Source organism: Variovorax sp. V116 (genome assembly GCF_041154435.1).
GTDB lineage: Bacteria > Pseudomonadota > Gammaproteobacteria > Burkholderiales > Burkholderiaceae_C > Variovorax > Variovorax paradoxus.
Genome location: NZ_AP028661.1, coordinates 4,148,067 through 4,168,993 on the forward strand (window position 1 = coordinate 4,148,067; position 20,927 = coordinate 4,168,993).

The following is a 20,927-nucleotide window of genomic DNA, read 5'->3' on the forward strand; positions in this document are numbered from 1 at the left end:
AGGAAGAGAATCGGCACAGGGCATGACGCATGGCGTGCCCTGCTTATTCCCCGGTCCAAAAAAAAGATGGAATAGAACGCGCAGCTGCCACGTCATGCAGGAAGAAGAAGCCCGTTGACCGACCGCACACGCCAGTTCGAAGCCGCCGCGCTGCCGCATCTCGATGCGGCATGGAACCTTGCGCGCTGGCTGCTGCGCGACGACCAGCTGGCCGACGATGCGGTGCAGGAGGCGTACCTGCGTGCCTTCCGCTTTTTCGACGGGCTGCGCGGCGAGAGCGCACGGCCGTGGCTGCTCGGCATCGTGCGCAACGCCTGCTACGACTGGATGCGGCAGAACCGGCAACTGGCCGACCAGCTCGAGTTCGACGAGTTGCGCGACAGCGGGGCCATGCCACCCGCTTCCGCGGAATGCGCCGACCCGGCCCGGCAGTGGGAGCAGCGCGCGCAGGGCGAGCGCATCAACGCCGCCATCGACGCCCTGCCCGCGGCCTATCGCGAAGTCATCGTGCTGCGCGAGCTCGAAGAGATGCGCTACGAGGACATCGCACGCATCGCGGGTGTCCCCCTGGGCACGGTGATGTCGCGGTTGTCGCGTGCGCGGGCATTGCTGCGCGAAAGCCTGCGCGATGAACGCCCCGGGGACGGGACCGAAAGGACACAGCATGCAAATTCATGACGACGAGCTGGGGCCGCTGATCCGGCGCCACGCCGTGCGGCACGCGCCGCCCGCGGGGCTGGCCGAGCGCATCGCGCAGTCGGTGCGGTCCGAGGCCGGAGCGGCTGCCGCGCCTGCCGCTGCAGTGCCCGGCCGGCACGGCTGGTGGCGGGGGCTCGCCTGGTTCGGTACGGGGGCGGCAACGGCCTGGGGTCTCGCGCTCGTTCTGCTGGCAGCGCCGGTGCCGCCGCAGGACGCGCTCGGCGAGGCGGTCACGGCCAACCACGTGCGCTCGCTGATGGCGGCGCACCTGGCGGACGTAACCTCGTCCGACCAGCACACGGTGAAGCCCTGGTTTGCCGGCAAGCTCGACTTCTCGCCGCCGGTGGTGGACCTGGCGTCCGACGGTTTTCCGTTGGCGGGCGGGCGGCTCGACTACCTCGACGGGCGGACCGTGGCGGCGCTGGTCTATCGCTCAGGGCCGCACGTCATCAACCTGTTTGTCTGGCCCGCGGCCGATGCGAAGGTGCAGCCGCCCGCGTTCTCCACGCGGCAGGGCTACCAGCTCGCGCACTGGGCCGAGGGCGGCATGCAGGCGTGGGCGGTGTCGGACCTGAATGCGGCCGAGCTGCGGAAGTTTGCCTCGCTGATGCGCGAGCGCACCGGGCCGTAGCAGCCCTAGCCCGCCGAACCTTCGCAGGCGATCTTGCCCGGCCGCGCCTCGGCACGCGCGCTCGCGATCGCCCAGCCGAACACCCCCATGCCCGCGAGCGCGAGCAGCGCACCCACCCACCCGGTCGAGGTCCAGCCCAGCCCGGCCGCAATGGCCACGCCGCCGAGCCAGGCGCCCAGCGCATTGGCCATGTTGAAGGCCGAGTGGTTGAGCGCCGCGGCGAGCGTCTGCGCGTCGCCGGCCACGTCCATCAGGCGGATCTGCAGCGCCGGGCCGATGGCCACGGTGGTGCCGATGAGAAACACGTTGACCGCCGCGGCGACCACGTGGTGCGCTGCGAACGAGAACATCGCGAGCACCAGCGCCGCATAGACGAGCAGGCCGCCGATGGTGCGCATCAGCGACTTGTCGGCCAGCCGCGAGCCGACGAGGTTGCCGGTGACCATGCCCAGGCCGAACAGCGCAAGCACGAAAGGCACGCCGCCCAGCGGCAAGCCGGCCACTTCGATCAGCGTGGGCTTGATGTAGCTGAACACCGAGAACATGCCGCCGAAGCCGATGGCGCCGATGCCGAGCGTGAACCACACCTGCTTGCGCTTGAGCGCGCCGAGCTCGCGCCAGGGGCTGGCGCCTGCGGGCGGCGCCAGGTCGGGGATGTCGCGGCGCAGCAGCGCCACGGCCGCCAGCGCGATGAGGCCGACGAACACGAAGGCGGCGCGCCAGCCGAACAGCTGGCCGAGCCATGCCGCGATGGGCACGCCGACCAGCGTGGCGCCGGTGAGCCCCAGCATCACGAGGCCCACGGCGCGCGCCCGGCGCCCGGGCGGTGCGAGCGTGGCGGCCACCAGCGCGGCCACGCCGAAGTAGGTGCCGTGCGGCAGCCCGGTGGCAAAGCGCAGCAGGTTGAGCGACAGGTAGCCGGGCGCCATCGCGCTCGCGAAGTTGCCCGCGGCAAACACGGCCATGAGGGCGATCAGCAGCGCGCGTCGGCCCCAGCCGGCCGCCAGCACCGCGAGCACCGGGGCGCCGATGACCACGCCGAGCGCATAGGCGCTGATGACGTGGCCGGCCTGGGGAATGCTGACGTCGATGTCCTTGGCCACTTCGGGCAAGAGGCCCATGATCACGAACTCGCCGGTGCCGATGGCGAAGCCGCCGACGCCGAGCGCAAGCACGGCGCGCAGGAAATTCACGGGCCGTGCGGCGGGGGAAACAACGGAAATGTCGGTGTCCGCGCCGTCCAGCGCGGGTGGGGAGGCGTTCAAGGCCAGGCTCCTGGGGGGGTGCCCGGCGGCAGCGGGCAGAGGACTGATTTTAGGGTAAACCCTGAATTTCTGCCGATACGGCGATGCTGCAAGGCTGATACCGGGATGCCGGCCCGTGGCCCGTTGTCAGATCGCGACGAGCTGGCGCACGCCCTGCGCTTCCATGTCCTTGCCGAGGCCGCGCGCAATGACCTCGCCGCGCTCCATCACGAGGTAGTCGTCGGCCAGTTCCTGCGCAAAGTCGTAGTACTGCTCGCACAGCACGATGGCCATGTCGCCGCGGTCGGCCAGCATGCGGATGACGCGGCCGATGTCCTTGATGATGCTGGGCTGGATGCCTTCGGTGGGCTCGTCGAGGATCAAGAGCTTGGGCTTGGGCGCGAGCGCGCGGGCGATCGCAAGCTGCTGCTGCTGGCCGCCGGAGAGGTCGCCGCCTCTCCGGTTGATCATCTGCTTGAGCACGGGGAACAGGTCGAACAGCTCCGACGGAATGGGCGTGCTGCCGCTCTTGTAGGCCAGGCCCATGCGCAGGTTTTCCTCGACCGTGAGCCTGGCAAAGATCTCTCTGCCCTGGGGGACGAAGCCGATGCCTGCTCTTGCCCTGTCGTAAGGCGTGGCCTTGTGGATTGGCTTGCCTTCGAGTTCGATGCCGCCGCTCTTGATGGGCACCAAGCCCATGAGCGACTTCAGCAGCGTGGTCTTGCCTACGCCGTTGCGGCCCAGCAATACGGTGACCTTGCCCAGCGTGGCCTCGAAGCTCACGTCTCTGAGGATGTGGGAGCCGCCGTAGTACTGGTGGATGTTTTTGACTGTCAGCATTTTGTTGGCGCCTTCCTTTGTTCTTTTTGGAGGCGCCCGGTATGCGGCACGGCGCGGTCGGCCCCACTATGCCGGCCCTTCGGGCTGCCCTGCGGTGCTCGCGTTTCGCGGGGTCTCGCAGAACTCGCTTCGCTCAAACAGCTGCGAGCCCTGATCCGCGAAACGCTGCGCTCCTCGGCGGCACAGAGGGGCCGCCCACGCCGCGCCGCATACCGGGCGCTGGTCGTCGTGCTGAGGCCGTCGGCCCTCACCCCTGCCCTCTCCCGGAGGGAGAGGGAGGAAGTCAGGGGGTGCACCGCGGCTCTGACCACGGCGACGGGGGCTGTGCCCTTGGGCGGCCGTTGAGGCACCGCCGAGCAGCGCAGCGACGGGCGGATCAGGGCTCGCAGCTGTTTGAGCGAAGCGAGTTCTGCGAGACCCCGCCCGTCGCGAGCAGCGCAGGGAAGCCCGAAGGGCCGGTGACGTCGGCCGCTCAAGGGCACAGCCCCCGTCGCCGAGCCCCGGACACCAACAGCGACCCATTCACCGCCCAAGATAAACCTCGATCACGCGTTCATCCGCCTGCACCTCGTCCAGCGTGCCCTGCGCCAGCACGGACCCGTCGCACAGCACGGTGACGATCTCGGAAATGGTGCGGATGAAGCTCATGTCGTGCTCCACCACCATCAGCGAATGCTTGCCCTTGAGCGTGAGGAACAGCTCTGCGGTGCGCGCCGTTTCCTCGTCGGTCATGCCGGCCACGGGCTCGTCGAGCAGCAGCAGTTTCGGGTCCTGCATCAGCAGCATGCCGATCTCGAGCCACTGCTTCTGGCCATGGCTCAGGTTGCCGGCCAGGCGCGACACACTGTCGGCCAGGTGAATGGTCTGCAGCACCTCGGCGAGGCGGTCGCTCTGCGCCGAGTCGAGCCTGAACAGCATCGAGGCGCGAACGCCCTTGTTGGTCTTGAGTGCGAGCTCGAGGTTCTCGAACACCGTGAGATGCTCGAACACCGTCGGCTTCTGGAACTTGCGGCCGATACCCAGCTGCGCGATGTCGGCCTCGCGATGGCGCAGCAGGTCGATGGTGCTGCCGAAGAACACCGTGCCCTCGTCGGGCCGCGTCTTGCCGGTGATGATGTCCATCATCGTCGTCTTGCCCGCACCGTTCGGGCCGATGATGCAGCGCAGCTCGCCCGGCGCAATGTCGAGCGACAGCTTGTTGATGGCCTTGAAGCCGTCGAAGCTCACGCTCACGTCCTCCAGGTAGAGGATGCGGCCGTGCGTCACGTCCACTTCGCCCGGCGTTGCGATGCGGCCGAAGTCGGCGGAGCGGCCGCCCGATTCGGTGCTGCCGCCCGCGTGGTGCATGCCCTTGGCGCGGGCGGCGCGCTCGGCGCCGGCTTCCATCAGGTCGGGTGTCATTCAGAAACCTCCGCGCTTCGCGCTGCGGTATTCGCCTTGGGAGCGGCCCGGCGGCTCATTTCAGAAACCTCCGCGCTTCGCGCTGCGGTATTCGCCTTGGGAGCGGCCCGGCGGCTCATTTCAGAAACCTCCGCGCTTCGCGCTGCGGTATTCGCCTTGGGAGCGGCCCGGCGGCTCATGCACGCGCTCCCTTCACTTCGGCCACCAGCGGTGCGTGCAGCGCCTCCGGCTCCACGCCTTGCGCGGCAGCCATGGCGCGCTGTGCTTCCTCTCGGCCGGCGCTCGGCGCCGCCTTTTCACGCGACAGCCATTTCTTCACCAGGCCCACGATACCGTTCGGCAGGAACAGCGTGACGGCAATGAACAAGGCCCCCAGGAAGTACAGCCAGTACTCGGGGTAGGCCACCGTGAGCCAGCTCTTCGCGCCGTTGACGATGAAGGCGCCGATGATCGGCCCGATCAGCGTCGCGCGCCCGCCCACCGCGGCCCAGATCGCGATCTCGATGGAGTTGGCCGCGCTCATCTCGCCGGGGTTGATGATGCCCACCTGCGGCACATACAAGGCACCGGCCACGCCGCACATCACGGCCGAGATGACCCAGATCGTGAGCTTGTAGGGCAGCGGGTTGTAGCCCGAGAACATCACACGCGTTTCGGCGTCGCGGATGGCCTGCAGCACGCGGCCGAACTTGCTTGCGATGAGCCACTTCGCAAACAGGAAGAAGCCCAGCAGCGTGAGGCCTGTGAGCGCGAAGAGCGTCATGCGCATTTCCTGCGTGGCGATCGGAATGCCCAGGATGCGCTTGAAGTCGGTAAAACCGTTGTTGCCGCCAAAGCCCGTCTCGTTGCGGAAGAACAGCAGCATCGCGGCAAAGGTCATGGCCTGCGTGATGATCGAAAAATACACGCCCTTGATGCGCGAGCGGAACGCGAAGAAGCCGAACACGAAGGCAATGAGGCCCGGCACCGCGACGATCAGCACCAGCGTGGCAATGAAGCCGTCGCTGAAGGTCCAGTGCCAGGGCAGCGTCTTCCAGTCGAGGAACACCATGAAGTCCGGCAGGTCGCTCTTGTAGTTGCCGTCGCGGCCGATCTGGCGCATCAGGTACATGCCCATCATGTAGCCGCCGAGCGCAAAGAAGAGGCCGTGGCCCAGCGAGAGGATGCCGGTGTAGCCCCAGATCAGGTCCATGGCCAGCGCGCAGATCGCGTAGCACATGATCTTGCCGACCAGCGCCACCGCGTAGTCGCTCATGTGCAGCGGGCTGCCGGGCGGCACCATCATGTTGAGCACCGGCGCCACCGCGCACACCACGATCAGCGCGACGAAGAAGGCCGTCCAGCCCTTGCCGCTCAACAGCGGACCTTTGGTTGGCAACACAACCTTGCTCATGCTTCTGCGCTCCGGCCCTTCATGGCGAAGATGCCTTGAGGTCTCTTTTGAATGAAGATGATGATGAAAACGAGCACCGCGATCTTCGCGAGCACCGCACCCGCCCAGCCTTCGATGAACTTGTTGAGAATGCCCAGGCCCATGGCCGCATACACCGTGCCCGCGAGCTGGCCCACGCCGCCCATCACGACCACCATGAAGCTGTCGACGATGTAGCTTTGGCCGAGGTCGGGCCCGACGTTGCCGATCTGGCTCAGCGCGCAGCCCGCGAGGCCCGCAATGCCGGAGCCGAGCGCGAAGGCGTAGGTGTCGATGCGCGCGGTGTTCACGCCCATGCACGATGCGATCGGCCGGTTCTGCGTGACGCCGCGCACGAACAGGCCCAGCCGCGTGCGGCCGATGAGCCAGCCCATCGCAAGCAGCACCAGCACCGCAAAGACGATGATGCAGATGCGGTTCCACGGCAGCGTGACGTTGCTCAGCATGGTGAAGCCGCCGCTCATCCAGCCGGGATTTTCCACGCCCACGTTCTGCGCGCCGAACAGCGAACGCACGAGCTGCTGCAGCATCAGGCTGATGCCCCAGGTGGCCAGCAGCGTCTCGAGCGGCCGGCCGTAGAGGAAGCGGATCACGCCGCGCTCGAGCACCGCGCCCACCAGCGCGGAACTCAGGAAGGCCACCGGAATGGCCGCCACCAGGTACCAGCCGAAAGCCGCCTCGGGCATGTAGCGCTGGAAGATGCCCTGCATCACGTAGGTGGCGTAGGCGCCGATCATCATCAGCTCGCCGTGCGCCATGTTGATGACGCCCATCAGGCCGTAGGTGATGGCCAGGCCCAGCGCGGCCAGCAGCAGCACCGAGCCCAGGCTGATGCCGCTGAACACCGCGTTGATGCGGTCGCCCCAGACCAGCGAGCCGTCGATGCTCGCGATGGAGGCGACGATGGCGGCCTTGACGTCGGGCTCGGTCTCGTCGGCCAGGCGCTGGTTGAGCAGCAGCTTGGTGTCGGGGCTGGTGTTGGCGCCGAGCTCCTTGGCCGCGGCAAGGCGCCTGGCCTTGTCGGCGCTGGTGAGCATGCTGGCGGCGCGCACCAGCTGCAGCTGCGCCTTGATGCCGGGGTTGGTCTCGGCGGCCAGCGCCTTCTCGACCATCGGCACGCGCGATTCGTCGGGCTCCTTGAAGAGCGCCTGCGCGGCTTCGGCGCGCACCGCGTCGTCCTTGCTCGTGAGCTTGAGCGCGGCCTGCGCGGCATCGAGCGCGCCGCGCATGAGGTTGTTGTTGACCACGTCCTCGGCCGTGTCGGGCACCTTCAGCTCGGCGCCGGTCACGGGGTCGTAGCCCTTGTCGTCCTTCATCACGAAGACCTTGTCTTCGGTGTACTTGACCGCGTCCTCGGACATCGCCTGGATGAACGCGGCGGTCTTGTCGTCGGCCGTGAGCACGGCCTTGTTGAGCGCGCTGATGCGCGCCTCGGATTCGCCCGAGGCGATGGCGCGGGCTTCGTCGGCGGTCAGCGCGTGGACGGCCGATGCCATGAACAGCATGGCGGCGAGTGCACAGTGAAGGGGTCGTCGAAGCATCGTGAGTTTCGTGTTGCCCCTCTCCCCTGGGGGAGAGGGTTGGGGTGAGGGCCGGCGGCCTTCCAACAGACGCGGCGGCCAGATCGACCGCCGCTGCCCTCACCCCTGCCCTCTCCCCGAGGGGAGAGGGAGCAAGAGAAGGAGCTTGGCAATGAGCCAGTTACAGCGACTTGCCGGCCGGCTGATCCGGCTTCTTGTCATTGCCTTCGATGTACGGGCTCCACGGCTTGGCCTTGACCGGGCCCGGCGTCTTCCACACCACGCTGAACTGGCCGTCGGCCTTGATCTCGCCGATGAACACGCTCTTGTGCAGGTGATGGTTCTTCTCGTCCATCTTCGAGACGATGCCCGAGGGGGCCGTGAAGGTCTGGCCGGCCATCGCCGCGATCACCTTGTCGGTGTCGGTGCTCTTGGCCTTCTCCACGGCCTGCTTCCACATGTGGATGCCGATCCAGGTGGCTTCCATCGGGTCGTTGGTGAGCGGCTTGTCCTTGTGGCCGGCGATGTTCTTGGCCTTGGCGTAGTCGCTCCACTGCTTGATGAACGCGGTGTTGGTCGGGTTCTTGATCGACATGAAGTAGTTCCATGCAGCCAGGTGGCCGACCAGCGGCTTGGTGTCCACGCCGCGCAGTTCTTCCTCGCCCACCGAGAAGGCCACCACCGGCACGTCCTTGGCCTTGAGGCCTGCGTTGCCGAGTTCCTTGTAGAAGGGCACGTTCGAGTCGCCGTTGATGGTCGAGACCACCGCGGTCTTGCCGCCCGAGGAGAACTTCTTGATGTCGGCAACGATGGTCTGGTAGTCGCTGTGGCCGAAGGGGGTGTACTTCTCGTCGATGTCGGTGTCCTTCACGCCCTTGCTCTTGAGGTAGGCGCGCAGGATCTTGTTGGTGGTGCGGGGGTAGACATAGTCGGTGCCCAGCAGCACCCAGCGCTTGGCGCCGCCGCCTTCCTTGCTCATCAGGTAGTCGACCGCCGGAATGGCCTGCTGATTGGGCGCGGCGCCGGTGTAGAACACGTTCTTGCTGAGCTCTTCGCCCTCGTACTGCACGGGGTAGAACAAGAGGCCGTTCATTTCCTCGACCACCGGCAGCACCGACTTGCGCGACACCGAGGTCCAGCAGCCGAAGATCACCGAGACCTTGTCCTGGCCGAGCAGCTGCTTGGTCTTTTCTGCGAACAGCGGCCAGTTGGACGCCGGGTCGACCACCACGGGCTCGAGCTGCTTGCCCAGCACGCCGCCCTTCTTGTTGATGTCGTCGATGGCCATCAGCACCGTGTCTTTCAACACGGTTTCCGAAATGGCCATCGTGCCCGACAGCGAGTGCAGCACGCCGACCTTGATGGTGTCGGCGGCAAAGGCCGGCGCAGCGGAGATGCTGGCCAGGGCGACGGCGGCGGTGAGCGCCTTGAGTGTGAAACGACGTTGCATGTGGACTCCTGCTCCGGGGGTGGTTGAAACCTGGTCGCCGGTCGAGCCGGACGATGGAGGAGAGTCTGCGGATTCGCCCGTCCGCGAGAAATACGCCGGGTGGCGTACACGGAGGTACTCAGGACGGCAGCCGGCTGCCGCGCCGATGCAGCAGGGCCACCACCAGCGCGGACACCATCAGGTACACCAGCGCCACACCGAACGCGCTGGCATAGGCCGCCGCATCCGGTGTATCGCCCAGCCGCCCATAGAACAGGATTCCGATCAGCGCCACGCCCAGCGCATTGCTCGCCTGCTGCACCATCGACAGCACGCCCGACGCCACGCCCGCATGCTGCGGCGGCAGGCCGGCCAGCACGGTGGACACCAGCGGCGCCATCACCATGCCGAGCCCCGCGCCCTGCACCAGCAGCAGCGGCACCATCCACGCGGCCACGTGCGTGTGTCCGGCCCACCCCGCCACGTTGACGAACTGCAATGCATGGCCCGCGGCCAGCACCAGGGCGCCGAGCGCGATCGGAGGCTTGCCGCCGGAGCGGCGTGCCAGGCGCGCGCCGGCCATCGAGGTTGCGAAGAAGCCGACCGCCAATGAGGTGAAGACGATGCCCGAGCTCAGCGGGCCGAGCGCCAGGCCTTGCTGCAGGTAGAGCGCCAGCACGAAGTAGAGCGAGGCATTGCCGACATAGAAGGCCAGCGTGGTGAAGAGTCCCATGACGAAGCGACGGTTCGCGAGCAGCACGGGCGCCACCAGTGGCGCACCGCCGTGCGCGGCCAGCCGGCGCTGCTGGAAAGCGAACGCAGCGAGCAGCGGCAGCGCGGCGGCAAGGCACAGCCAGCTCCACAGCGGCCAGCCTTGCTGGCGGCCTTCCACCAGCGGCAGCACCACGGCGACCGAACCCGCTGCCACCAGCAGCATGCCGGCAAGGTCGAGCTTGCTGTTGCTGCCACTGTTCGCAAGCGGCGGAATGAGGCGCGGTGCCAACGCCAACGCCAGCAGCCCGATCGGCACGTTGATGAGAAAGCAGCTGCGCCAGCCCAGCCCCGCCAGGTCCGCATGGATCAGCAAGCCGCCCACCAGCTGCCCCAGCGTGGCGCCAAGCCCCAGCGTGAGCCCGTAGGCCGCAAAGGCGCGCGCGCGGTCTTCGCCGGTGTAGGCCAGGCCGATCATCGCGAGCACCTGCGGCTGCAGCAGCGCACCGGCCAGCCCCTGCAGCACGCGCGCCGCCACCAGCAATTCGGCATTCGGCGCAAAGCCGCAGGCGGCCGAGGCCAGCGTGAACAGCAGGAGGCCGAGCATGAACATGCGGCGGCGGCCGAAAAGGTCGCCCAGGCGGCCGCCGGTTATGAGGCCGGCGGCAGTGGCCAGGCCGTAGCCCGCCACCACCAGTTGCAGCGTGGCGGTGCTCGCCAGCAGTTCGCGCTGCATCGAGGGCAGCGCGACGTTGACGATGAAGAAGTCCAGCACCACCAGGAAGGTGCCGCTGAGCACGACCCACAGGGCCAGCGGGCCGGGCTTCGTTGCGCCCGTGCCGTGGATGCCAGGGGAGGAGGAAAGCGATGCGGCGGGAACAGCGGGATTGGACTGGGTCATGATGGCCTCGAGTGTTGGGGTGGCGGCGTATGGCGGCAATGACCTCGCAGGTCATGGCCGGCCTTTGTCCAAGCGATCAGGCGGCGGGCGTCGGCAGGATGAACTGGTAGTCGATGGCGATGCGGCCGTCCTCGGCCAGCAGCAGGAACTCCAGCCCGAGCGCAGCGACCGGGCCGCCCGCGGCAGGGACCATCTGCCAATGGAACATCACGGTGTCGCGCAGCAGCTGGGCATCGCCGGTGGCAATGAAGCGAAAGCCGTTGCCGCGCACATTCTTTTCGTGCGAGCTGGCGACGCGTTGCTCCAGCGCCTCGTAGCCCTTGGCCTGCAGCGTGCGCACGTAGTGCTCGCCCTGCGGCACCCAGAGGCTGGCGATGGCGTCGCGGCGGGCGCCGGCGTCCGGCAGGTTCCAGAGGGCGACGTAGCGTTCGGCGAGCTCTGCGGCGTGGGTGTCGGCATGCATGTGTCTGCTCCTGTGCGGTGAGAGTGAAGTCGCAGTTTCCGCCGCGGCGAGTGGACAGTGAATGCCCGCAAAGCCGACAATCTTGTCCATTCGTCCACTGCCACCGGAGCCTTCATGGACCCACTCGACGACGTTTTCGCCGCCATGCGCGTGCGCAGCGCGCTGTACGCCCGGCTCGAGGCCGGCGCGCCCTGGGGCGTGAGCCTGGCTGGCGGAGAGAGCGCCCGCTTCGGCCTCGTGGTGCGCGGCAGCTGCCTGCTCGAGGCGCCGGGCGTCGCACAGCCCGTGCCCCTGGCCGCGGGCGACTGCTACGTGCTCGCGCACGGCACGCCCTATGTGCTGCGCGACCACCCGAACACGCCCACGGTGAGCTGCGCCTCGGTGGTGCGCGACCGCATCGGCGGCGTGGTCGAGCTGGGCGGCACGGGCACCGCGGCCTCGGTGATCTGCGGCTGGTTCCACTTCGACCAGCGCGCCGCGCGTCCGCTGCTCGACCTGCTGCCGGTGCTGCTGCACGTGAAGATGGAAGAGGCGCGCGCCTTGGCGCTGCAGGGCACGCTGCAGCTGCTCGCGATGGAAACCGGCGAGCCGGGCCTGGGTTCGGGCCTGCTCGTGAGCCGGCTGGCCGACATCGTGTTCGTGCAGGCGGTGCGTGCCCACGTGGCGGCCCATGGCGAATCGCAGACGGGCTGGTTGGCCGCGCTGGCCGACGCGCGCATCGGCCCCGCGCTGCGCGCCATGCACAAGGACATGGCGCGCGACTGGACGGTGGAAGCGCTGGCCTCGACGGCGAGCCTGTCGCGCTCGGCCTTCGCGCAGCGCTTTCGCGAGCGCGTGGGCCAGGCGCCGCTCGAATACCTCACGCAGTGGCGCATGTTCAAGGCCGGCAACATGCTGGGCCAGGGCCATGCGGCCGTGGGTGCGATCGCAGGCGCGGTGGGCTACGAATCGGAAGCTGCCTTCAGCAAGGCCTTCAAGCGCCGCATGGGCATGGCACCGGGCGCATGGCGCGCCGCGGCGCGCGAGGGCGCTGCCGCCTAGGCGCCCGCCGGAAGGCCCGCCTTGATCTTGGCCGCGTGCTTGAACTGCGCCGCCGCAAAGGCCCACACCATGCGCGTGGCATCGGGCCCGGCCGGGTCGCTGAAGAGCAGCTGGGCGGCACCGCCGCTCCAGGCATGGCCGAGTCCCGCGATCTCGCACAGCACGACCAGCGTGCGGCCCTTGCGCCGGAACTCGGTCAGCCGCATGGCGTGCCGCTTGCCGCGCTGCAGCGTGCGCGCGGCCCCCGGCTTGGCGCCCACGGCCGTGGCCCACACGGCCGCGCTGTTGACGGCATTGCTCGGCGCCACCACGGCATCGGCCTCGCCATGGATCACCAGCATCGGCGGCAGGGTCGCGAACACGGCGGCCGCGCCCATGGCCTTGCCGACCGCGGTGGTCGGCATCGGCGGCGTGTGCTGCCCGCGCATCGCGCCCAGGGCCGTGGCCGAGGACTTCGCTGCGCCCGGCGCCACGCCCGAATGCATGGCCACGGCGCGAAAGCGGGCCGGATAGCGCGTGGCCAGCAGCGCCGCCATGCTGGCCCCGGCCGACAGGCCCGCCAACGCGATGCGCTCGCGGTCCACCGGATAGAGCATCGAGGCCTGGTCGATGGCCGCCATCAAGGTGGCGGCCTCGGCGTCGGCCTTGCCGGAGCGCCGCTCGTACCAGTTCCAGCAGCCCTGGGGGTGGGCCAGCCTGTCCTGCTCCAGGTAGAGCACCAGGAAGCGCTGGCGCACCGCAAGCGCGTTCATTCGCGTGCTGGCCGCGAAGTCGCGCCCGGTCTGGCCGCAGCCGTGCAGCATGACCATGAGCGGCAGCTTCTCGCCGGGCTGCAGTTGCAGGCCGGCCGGGCGGAACAGGTGGTAGCCGCGCGCACCGCCGGGCCCCAGCGCCATGCCGCCGAGCCAGTCGCCCTTGCCCGGCGGCGGCTTGAGCCGCTTGGCGGTTGCGCGCTGCACCTGGCCCGCCACGCGCTTGCTGTTGCCGAGCGTGATCTTCGTGAGGGCCTTCAGGTTGCGCTCATACGCGCGGGCGAACAGGGAAGCGGTGGAACGGCGGGCCATGGCGCAGTGTGACGCAAAGCGCCGGCCATCCAAACAGCGGCCGAGGCCCTAGTAGATTTCCGGCACGATCATGCTGGCCGGCACCGGCTGGCGCAGGTAGTCGGCATGGCGCTCGCGCGCGGGCAGCTCCACCGGCGGATGCGGCACCTCCTGGTAGGGCAGCTGGCCCAGCAGGTGGCTGATGCAGTTCAGCCGCGCCTTCTTCTTGTCCACCGCCTGCACCACCCACCACGGCGCCTCCGCAATGTGGGTGCGCTCCAGCATGATTTCCTTCGCCTTGGTGTATTCCTCCCATCGGCGGCGGCTTTCCAGGTCCATGGGGCTGAGCTTCCATTGCTTGAGCGGATCGTGGATGCGGCCCAGGAAGCGCATGTGCTGCTCGTCGTCGGTGATGGAGAACCAGTACTTGATGAGCTTGATGCCCGATCGCACCAGCATCTTCTCGAACTCCGGCACGGTGCGGAAGAACTCCTCGTACTCGTCGTCGCTGCAAAAGCCCATCACGCGTTCCACGCCGGCGCGGTTGTACCAGCTGCGGTCGAACAGCACCATTTCGCCGGCGGCCGGCAGGTGCGCCGCATAGCGCTGGAAGTACCACTGCGTGCGTTCGCGGTCGTTGGGCGCAGGCAGCGCGGCCACGCGGGCCACGCGCGGGTTCAGGCGCTGCGTGATGCGCTTGATGACGCCGCCCTTGCCCGCCGCGTCGCGGCCCTCGAAAAGAATGACCACCTTCTGCTTGCTGTGCTGCACCCAGTCCTGCAGCTTCACGAGCTCGCCCTGCAGCCGGAACAGTTCCTTGAAATAGGCCTGGCGCGCGGCCTTGTCGTCCGTGCGCGACGCGGGGTCGAGGCCGTCGATGTTGCGGTCCTCGATCTCCAGTTCGAGCTCCTCGTCGTAGCTGTCGATCAAGTCGCGGGCGATGCGTTGCATCAGCTCCTCGTGGTCCGGAAGTGCGCTCGTCAGCATCATGGGCAAAAAGAAGGTGTGGGGTGGAACGGGGCATGCTGCCCGCCGCAGATGACGGTTGCGTGACGGGCCGCATGGCGCCGACACGAAGTTGTCACATATGGCGAACACCATCCGGTGCACACCCTCCGTCCTTCCTGATCCAACGCACCTTGCCGGCACTCCATGACCTGGCCGCCAATTCATATGGCGGCGACGAAGCCGGACTGATCTGCGGCTACCTGTTCGACGCCGCGGCGCCGGAACCCGTGCGCGCGATCGACTCGGCGCAGGCTGCGGCCTGGCTGGACGCCGCTGCGCCCTCTTCGCCGGAGTCTTCCTTCCTCTGGCTGCACTTCAACCTGAGCCACGCGCAAGCGGAGCGCTGGCTGCTGCGCCATGCGCGCCTGTCCGACACCTTCTACGAAACGCTGCACGAAGGCCTGCCCTCCACGCGCATCGAGCGCGCCGACGATTCGCTGATCGCCGTGATCAATGACGTGCACTTCGAGTTCAGCTTCGAGCCCTCGGACATCTCCACGCTCTGGATCAGCGTGGGGCCGCGGCTGGTGGTCACGGCGCGCACCAAGCCGCTGCGCTCGGTCGACGCGCTGCGCACGGCGGTCAAGGCCGGCGACGCGCCGCGCTCGAGCACCGAACTGCTCGAGCACCTGCTGCGCGCGCAGGCCGACGTGCTGGTGAAGATCGTGCGCGGCGTCACTTCGCGCATCGACCGCATCGAGGACGAGCTGCTGGCCGGCCGGCTCGACCACAAGCGCGCCCGGCTCGGCGTGCTGCGCCGGCTGCTGGTGCGGCTGCAGCGCCTCTTGGCCCCCGAGCCCGCCGCCCTCTTCCGCCTGCTGCAGGGCCCGCCGGCCTGGATGGCGGAGCCCGATGCGCAGGAGCTTCGGGGTTCGACAGAGGAGTTCTCGGTGGTGCTGCGCGACATGCAGGCGCTGCAGGAGCGCATCAAGCTGCTGCAGGAAGAAATCGCCGCCAACGTGAACGAGGACAACAACCGCAGCCTGTTCGTGCTGACGGTGGTGACCGTGCTCGCGCTGCCGATCAATATCCTGGCGGGCCTGTTCGGCATGAACGTGGGCGGCATTCCGCTGGCCGAGCACAAGCACGGGTTCTGGATCGTGGTGGCGATCGTCGCGAGCTTCACCGCGGTGGCTGCTTGGGCGGCTTTTCGCAAGAAGCGCTGAGCCGCGCCGGCCGCCGCAGTAATGCTATTTATTTAATAGCAACCACAATAGCATCCATGCGCCCGCATCGATGTTCCAGACCCAATAGAATGCAAATGTGTCCTCCATTCTCAATGCCGATCTGCACTGCCATTCCGTGGTTTCCGACGGCACATTGACGCCCGAAGAATTGGCCGCGCGCGCCGCCGCCAACGGGGTCGAGCTCTGGGCGCTCACCGACCATGACGAAGTCGGCGGCCAGCACCGCGCGGCCGCCGCGGCGCGCGCCAACGGCATCCGCTATCTCACGGGCACCGAGATCTCGGTGACCTTCGCCAACGAGACCGTGCACATCGTCGGCCTGGGCTTCGACCCCGACGACGCCGCCATGACGCAGGGCCTCTACGACACGCGCGGCGGCCGCGGCAAGCGCGCGCAGGAAATGTCCGAGGGGCTGGCCAAGGTCGGCATCCACGGCGCCTACGAAGGCGCGCTCAAGTTCGTCGGCAATCCCGAGCTGATCTCGCGCACCCACTTCGCGCGCTTCCTGGTCGAGCAGGGCCACTGCCGCGACACGCCCGAGGTGTTCCGCAAGTACCTGACCGAAGGCAAGCCCGGCTACGTGCCGCACCGCTGGGCCTCGCTCAAGGATGCGGTGCACTGGATCACGGCCGCCAAGGGCATGGCCGTCATCGCGCATCCGGGGCGCTACAAGTTCACCGCCAACGAGGAATACGCGCTGTTCCTCGAATTCAAGGCGCATGGCGGGCGGGCGATCGAGGTCGTCACCGGCAGCCACACGACCGCCGAATACGTCGAGTACGCCGACAAGGCGCTCGAGTTCGATTTCGCCGCCTCGCGCGGCAGCGATTTCCACAGCCCCGACGAAAGCCATTGCGATCTCGGCAAGCTGCCACCGTTGCCCGGTGCGCTCACGCCGGTGTGGGAACTGCTCAGCCACCGTATCCAGCAGTGAGCCAGAGCCCCGGGTCCGGCAGCGACAGCGCGGCAACGGCGGCACTGGCGAACGCCCGCGCCGCGGCACGCCAGACGCGCGACCTCGAGTCCGAACGCATCCTCGCGGGCATCGGCATGGTGCTGGTGGCGGTGGCCTGCTTTGCCACGCTCGACACCGCCACCAAGACCTCCACCGCCGCCGTGCCCATTCTGATGGGCGTGTGGTTCCGCTATGCCTTCCAGGCCGTGGCCACCACCGCGGTGCTGCTGCCGCGGCATGGCACGGCCCTGCTGCGCACGCGGCATCCGCGCTACCAGCTGCTGCGCGGCGCGCTGCTGCTGGTGTCGAGCACGCTGGCCTTCCTGAGCCTGCGCTACATGCCGCTGGCCGAGTTCACCTCCATCGTGCTCATTGCGCCGCTCGTCATCACCCTGCTTGCGGCCACCACGCTCAAGGAGCAGGTCTCTGCGCTGCGCTGGGTGCTGGTGGCCGGCGGCTTCGCCGGCACGCTGGTCATCCTGCGTCCGGGCGGCGATGCGTTCAGCTGGGCCGTGCTGCTGCCCATTGGGCTGGTGCTGACCAACGCCTGGTTCCAGGTGCTCACGAGCAAGCTGGCGCAGACCGAGAATCCGCTCACGATGCATTTCTATACCGGCTGGGTGGGCGCGCTGATCGCCTCGCTGGCGCTGCCCTTCGTGTGGACCGCCCTGCCCTCGTGGCACTGGTGGGCCTTGCTGTGCCTCATGGGGTTCATGGGCACGGTGGGACACTTCATCCTCATCCTGGCCTACCAGCGCGCACCGGCATCCACGCTCACGCCCTACCTCTATGCGCAGATCGCGTTTGCCATGTTCGGTGGCTGGCTGGTCTTTTCCCACGTGCCCGACCGCTTCTCGCTCATCGGCATGTCGATGATCGCGGTGTGCGGCGCGGCCGGCGCCTGGCTCACGGTGCGCGAGCGCCGCGTGCCGATCGAGCCGGCCGAATCCTGATCAGGAGTCTTTTGTATGGCCCAGTATTTCGAAGTCCACCCCGAGAACCCGCAGCAGCGGCTGCTCAAGCAGGCCGCCGCGCTCTTGCAGCGCGGCGAGATCGTGGCCGTGCCCACCGATTCGAGCTACGCGCTGGCCTGCCACCTCGACGACAAGGACGCGGTCGACCAATTGCGCCGCATCCGCCAGGTCGACGAGAAGCACCATCTCACGCTGCTGTGCCGCGACCTGAGCGAGCTGGCCAACTACGCGCGCGTCGACAACAAGCAGTACCGGCTGCTGAAGGCCGCGACGCCCGGGCCCTACACCTTCCTGCTCGAGGCCACCAAGGAAGTGCCGCGGCGCGTGAGCCATCCGCAGCGCAAGACCATCGGCCTGCGCGTGCCCGACCACAAGGTGCTGCTCGAGCTGCTGATGCTGCACGGCGCGCCGCTTCTGGCCACCACCTTGATCGCGCCTGGCGAGACCGAGGCGCTGAACGACGCGCAGACCATCCGCGAGCGCTTCGAAAAGCAGATCGGCGCCGTCATCGACGCCGGCGCCTGCCCTTCGCAACCCACCACCGTGGTGGACCTCACGCCCATGGGCACGGGCGACGATCCGGTGGTGGTGCGGCAGGGCCGCGGCACGCTGGCGGTGCTTGGCCTCTGACAAGCGGCACCGCAGCTTTCACTCCGTCTGACACAATCGCCCAGTGGATATTTCCAACCTGATACAGACCGTACTTATTTACGCTTTGCCCGTGGTCTTTGCGATCACGGTGCACGAGGCGGCGCATGGCTATGTGGCGCGCCACTTCGGCGACAACACGGCCGAGGCCATGGGCCGCGTCACGCTCAACCCGATCAAGCACATCGACCCCATCGGGACCATCCTGATGCCGCTGATGCTGTACTTCGCAACCTCCGGAGCCTTCCTGTTCGGCTATGCCAAGCCGGTGCCGGTGAACTTCGGGCGCCTTCGCCATCCGAAGCGCGACATGATCTGGGTGGCTCTGGCAGGGCCTGCGTCCAATTTCGTGCAGGCCATCCTCTGGGCGCTGGTGCTCGTGGGGCTGGTAGCGGCCGGCATCGATGAAACCTTTTTCATCAAGATGGCGCAGGGCGGTGTGCTGGTCAACCTCGTGATGTGGGCCTTCAATCTCTTTCCGCTGCCTCCGCTCGATGGCGGCCGCGTTCTTGCAGGCCTGCTGCCCAACGGACCGGCGCAGAATTTCCTCGCGCGCATCGAGCCCTTCGGTTTCTTCATCGTGATGGGCCTGGTGCTCGCGGGCATCGTCAGCACCTTCTGGCTGCGTCCGCTGATGGACTTCGGCTACATGGCCATCAACCTGCTCATCTCTCCGCTCACGGCTTTGCTGCGTTAAGTTCTCCTCTCCTGCCATGGCTTCGTCTTCCCCCGCTCCCCTGCGCGTCCTGACCGGCATCACGCCGTCGGGCACGCCGCACCTCGGCAACTACGTCGGCTCGATCCGCCATTCGGTACGCCAGAGCGTCGCGCCGGGCGTCGAGAGCTTCTTCTTCCTGGCCGACTACCACGCGCTCATCAAGGTGCAGGAGCCGGCGCTGATCCAGCGCTCCACGCTCGAGATCGCCGCGAGCTGGCTGGCCTGCGGGCTCGACCCGGAACGCGTCACCTTTTACCGCCAGTCGGACATCGTCGAGATCACCGAGCTCACCTGGTTCCTCACCTGCGTGACCGGCAAGGGCGTGCTCAACCGCGCCCACGCCTACAAGGCGCAGCTCGACAAGAACATCGCCAAGGGCGAAGACCCAGACGCCGACGTCACAGCCGGCCTCTTCATGTACCCGGTGCTGATGGGCGCCGACATCCTGATGTTCAACGCGCACAAGGTGCCCGTGGGGCGCGACCAGGTGCAGCACATCGAGATGGCGCGCGACATGGCGCAGCGCTTCAACCACCAGTACGGCGAGCACTTCACGCTGCCCGAAGCCGAGATCGACGATGCCGTCGCCACCCTGCCCGGCCTCGACGGCCGCAAGATGAGCAAGAGCTACGGCAACACCATTGCCATGTTCGCGCCGCGCGCGCAGCTGCAAAAGCAGATCGCCAGCATCGTGACCGACTCGCGCGCGCCCGGCGAGCCCAAGGACACCGAAGGCTCGGCGCTGTTCCAGATCTACCAGGCCTTTGCCAGCGCCGAAGAAACCGAGGCGCTGCGCAAGGCGTACGCCGACGGCATCGGCTGGGGCGACGCCAAGCAGATGCTGTTCGAGCGCATCGACCTCGAGGTGACGCCGCTGCGCGCGCGCTACGAAGCGCTGATGAACGACCCGGCGGAGATCGAGCGCATCCTGCTCATCGGCGCCGAAAAGGCCCGCAAGCTCTCGCGCCCCTTCATGGCCGAGCTGCGCCACGCGGTGGGGCTGCGCAACCTTGCATCGGGCCGCGACAAGGGCGGTGCCCGCAAGGCGGCCAAGATAGCCAAGCCGAGTTTCAAGCAGTACCGCGAGCGCGACGGCCTGTTCTATTTCAAGCTGCTCGACGCCCACGGCGCCACCTTGCTGCAGAGCCGCGGATTCGCCTCGCCGCAGGAAGCCGGCCGCGCCATCGCCGCCCTGCAGCAGCAGCGCGGCGCGGCACTGGCCGCGCTCGCCGAACAGCTCGAGCCGGCCGGCCCGGAAGAATTGCGCGCCGCGAACGAGGCGCTGGAAGCACTGGCGGAGACAACAACCTCTACCAACGGAAGTTGATCCGGCAATATCCATCGGCTTACCCGCCGAGGACTGACGAGAGAAGACCGTGCGATCACTAAGGAAGAAAACATGAGCATTTATGTCATCGACGACCACCCCCTGATGCGCGACGCGATCGTGATGGTGCTGCGGCGTCTGCGGCCGGCCGAAAACATCGTCGAGCTCGAGCGCCTCGACAAGCTCGCGAGTGCGGTCCAGCAGCGCGGCGAGCCAACGCTTTTCTGCCTCGACCTGAAGCTGCCCGACACCAATGGCGTCTCGGGCGTGGTCGCTGTCAAGCAGGTCTATCCGAACGTGCCGATCGCCGTCTATTCGGCAGCACCGGCCGGGGACATGGAAGACGCCTGCATCGAAGCCGGCGCCGACACCTACATCGAGAAGTCGGCCAGCTCGGCCGAACTGGCCGCCGCGCTGCGCGGCCTGCTGATGGCGGGCTCGGAAGAAGCGGACGAGCCGGCGCTGGCCAGCAACAGCAAGCTGTCGAAGCGCCAGACGCAGCTGATCGCGATGCTCGACAAGGGCATGAGCAACCGCGACATCGCCACCGACCTCGAGATCAGCGAGCACACCGTGAAGGTGCACCTGTGGCGCCTGTTCCGCCGCCTGGGCGTGAAGAGCCGCACGCAGGCGCTGCATTACGCGCGGACCAACGGGTTGCTTTCCGGTAGCTGAGCCCACCCCCGAAGCGGCTCACTTCGTGTAGCCGCCTCCCCCTCAAGGGGGCAACACCGGAGGCCCGGCAAAGCCGGTTC

The 20,927-nt window shown here is 67.9% G+C and carries 20 protein-coding genes; 10 read left to right on the plus strand and 10 right to left on the minus strand.

The genetic code is table 11. The annotated features are described in order from the left end of the window. The first annotated feature begins 114 nt into the window (after positions 1 to 114). Positions 115 to 678 (plus strand): sigma-70 family RNA polymerase sigma factor, encoded by a 564-nt coding sequence (locus ACAM58_RS19635; protein WP_062365801.1) that lies wholly within the window; start codon positions 115 to 117, stop codon positions 676 to 678. Then, entirely contained in the window at positions 665 to 1,330 is a 666-nt protein-coding gene (locus tag ACAM58_RS19640; protein ID WP_369663370.1) for an anti-sigma factor, read from the plus strand. Before ACAM58_RS19635 ends, ACAM58_RS19640 begins: the two co-directional genes overlap by 14 nt. 5 nt (positions 1,331 to 1,335) lie before the next feature. Here ACAM58_RS19640 and ACAM58_RS19645 read toward each other — a convergent pair whose 3' ends face one another. The 8 genes from ACAM58_RS19645 to ACAM58_RS19680 form a co-directional block, all read right to left on the minus strand. After that, positions 1,336 to 2,595: an MFS transporter gene (locus tag ACAM58_RS19645; protein ID WP_369663371.1), complete on the minus strand. Its 1,260-nt coding sequence runs from the start codon at positions 2,593 to 2,595 to the stop codon at positions 1,336 to 1,338. Between the two features lie 126 nt (positions 2,596 to 2,721). After that, complete coding sequence (gene urtE, locus ACAM58_RS19650; protein ID WP_369663372.1) at positions 2,722 to 3,414, minus strand: urea ABC transporter ATP-binding subunit UrtE; 693 nt, start codon at positions 3,412 to 3,414, stop codon at positions 2,722 to 2,724. A 522-nt stretch (positions 3,415 to 3,936) separates the two neighbouring features. Next, positions 3,937 to 4,815: an urea ABC transporter ATP-binding protein UrtD gene (gene urtD, locus ACAM58_RS19655; RefSeq protein WP_015866785.1), complete on the minus strand. Its 879-nt coding sequence runs from the start codon at positions 4,813 to 4,815 to the stop codon at positions 3,937 to 3,939. A gap of 175 nt (positions 4,816 to 4,990) precedes the next feature. Further along, positions 4,991 to 6,208: an urea ABC transporter permease subunit UrtC gene (gene urtC / locus ACAM58_RS19660; protein WP_369663373.1), complete on the minus strand. Its 1,218-nt coding sequence runs from the start codon at positions 6,206 to 6,208 to the stop codon at positions 4,991 to 4,993. After that, complete coding sequence (gene urtB, locus ACAM58_RS19665; RefSeq protein ID WP_369663374.1) at positions 6,205 to 7,752, minus strand: urea ABC transporter permease subunit UrtB; 1,548 nt, start codon at positions 7,750 to 7,752, stop codon at positions 6,205 to 6,207. The genes urtC and urtB overlap by 4 nt, the downstream gene beginning before the upstream one ends. 196 nt (positions 7,753 to 7,948) lie before the next feature. Then, the gene (urtA, locus tag ACAM58_RS19670) at positions 7,949 to 9,217 is read right to left on the minus strand and encodes an urea ABC transporter substrate-binding protein (protein ID WP_015866788.1); all 1,269 of its coding nucleotides are present in this window, start codon (positions 9,215 to 9,217) and stop codon (positions 7,949 to 7,951) included. A gap of 118 nt (positions 9,218 to 9,335) precedes the next feature. Beyond that, entirely contained in the window at positions 9,336 to 10,808 is a 1,473-nt protein-coding gene (locus tag ACAM58_RS19675; protein ID WP_369663375.1) for an MFS transporter, read from the minus strand. Between the two features lie 76 nt (positions 10,809 to 10,884). Further along, complete coding sequence (locus ACAM58_RS19680) at positions 10,885 to 11,271, minus strand: hypothetical protein (protein ID WP_015866792.1); 387 nt, start codon at positions 11,269 to 11,271, stop codon at positions 10,885 to 10,887. 114 nt (positions 11,272 to 11,385) lie between these two features. Between ACAM58_RS19680 and ACAM58_RS19685 the strand changes: the two genes are divergently transcribed. Further along, positions 11,386 to 12,312, plus strand: coding sequence for an AraC family transcriptional regulator (locus ACAM58_RS19685; RefSeq protein WP_015866793.1), 927 nt, complete (start codon positions 11,386 to 11,388; stop codon positions 12,310 to 12,312). On the opposite strand, the gene ACAM58_RS19690 is transcribed toward ACAM58_RS19685, so the two are convergent. Next, on the minus strand, positions 12,309 to 13,376 hold the full coding sequence (locus ACAM58_RS19690) for a PHB depolymerase family esterase (RefSeq protein WP_369663376.1): 1,068 nt from the start codon (positions 13,374 to 13,376) through the stop codon (positions 12,309 to 12,311). The two genes, ACAM58_RS19685 and ACAM58_RS19690, sit on opposite strands and share 4 nt — an antisense overlap. Before the next feature lie 48 nt (positions 13,377 to 13,424). Further along, on the minus strand, positions 13,425 to 14,342 hold the full coding sequence (gene ppk2 / locus ACAM58_RS19695) for a polyphosphate kinase 2 (protein WP_369664502.1): 918 nt from the start codon (positions 14,340 to 14,342) through the stop codon (positions 13,425 to 13,427). A 152-nt stretch (positions 14,343 to 14,494) separates the two neighbouring features. Here ppk2 and ACAM58_RS19700 point away from each other — a divergent pair, with 152 nt between their 5' ends. From ACAM58_RS19700 to ACAM58_RS19730, 7 genes are all read left to right on the plus strand, one after another. Continuing rightward, positions 14,495 to 15,529: a transporter gene (locus ACAM58_RS19700; RefSeq protein WP_015866796.1), complete on the plus strand. Its 1,035-nt coding sequence runs from the start codon at positions 14,495 to 14,497 to the stop codon at positions 15,527 to 15,529. A gap of 97 nt (positions 15,530 to 15,626) precedes the next feature. Continuing rightward, on the plus strand, positions 15,627 to 16,484 hold the full coding sequence (locus ACAM58_RS19705; protein WP_062365789.1) for a 3',5'-nucleoside bisphosphate phosphatase: 858 nt from the start codon (positions 15,627 to 15,629) through the stop codon (positions 16,482 to 16,484). Then, the gene (locus tag ACAM58_RS19710; protein ID WP_369663377.1) at positions 16,481 to 17,458 is read left to right on the plus strand and encodes a DMT family transporter; all 978 of its coding nucleotides are present in this window, start codon (positions 16,481 to 16,483) and stop codon (positions 17,456 to 17,458) included. Before ACAM58_RS19705 ends, ACAM58_RS19710 begins: the two co-directional genes overlap by 4 nt. Positions 17,459 to 17,473: 15 nt before the next feature. Beyond that, positions 17,474 to 18,109, plus strand: coding sequence for an L-threonylcarbamoyladenylate synthase (locus tag ACAM58_RS19715; protein WP_015866799.1), 636 nt, complete (start codon positions 17,474 to 17,476; stop codon positions 18,107 to 18,109). 43 nt (positions 18,110 to 18,152) lie between these two features. After that, complete coding sequence (locus tag ACAM58_RS19720) at positions 18,153 to 18,824, plus strand: site-2 protease family protein (protein ID WP_015866800.1); 672 nt, start codon at positions 18,153 to 18,155, stop codon at positions 18,822 to 18,824. A gap of 16 nt (positions 18,825 to 18,840) precedes the next feature. Then, the gene (locus tag ACAM58_RS19725) at positions 18,841 to 20,172 is read left to right on the plus strand and encodes a tryptophan--tRNA ligase (RefSeq protein ID WP_062365786.1); all 1,332 of its coding nucleotides are present in this window, start codon (positions 18,841 to 18,843) and stop codon (positions 20,170 to 20,172) included. A gap of 72 nt (positions 20,173 to 20,244) precedes the next feature. Further along, on the plus strand, positions 20,245 to 20,847 hold the full coding sequence (locus tag ACAM58_RS19730; RefSeq protein ID WP_015866802.1) for a LuxR C-terminal-related transcriptional regulator: 603 nt from the start codon (positions 20,245 to 20,247) through the stop codon (positions 20,845 to 20,847). The last annotated feature ends 80 nt before the right edge of the window (positions 20,848 to 20,927 follow it).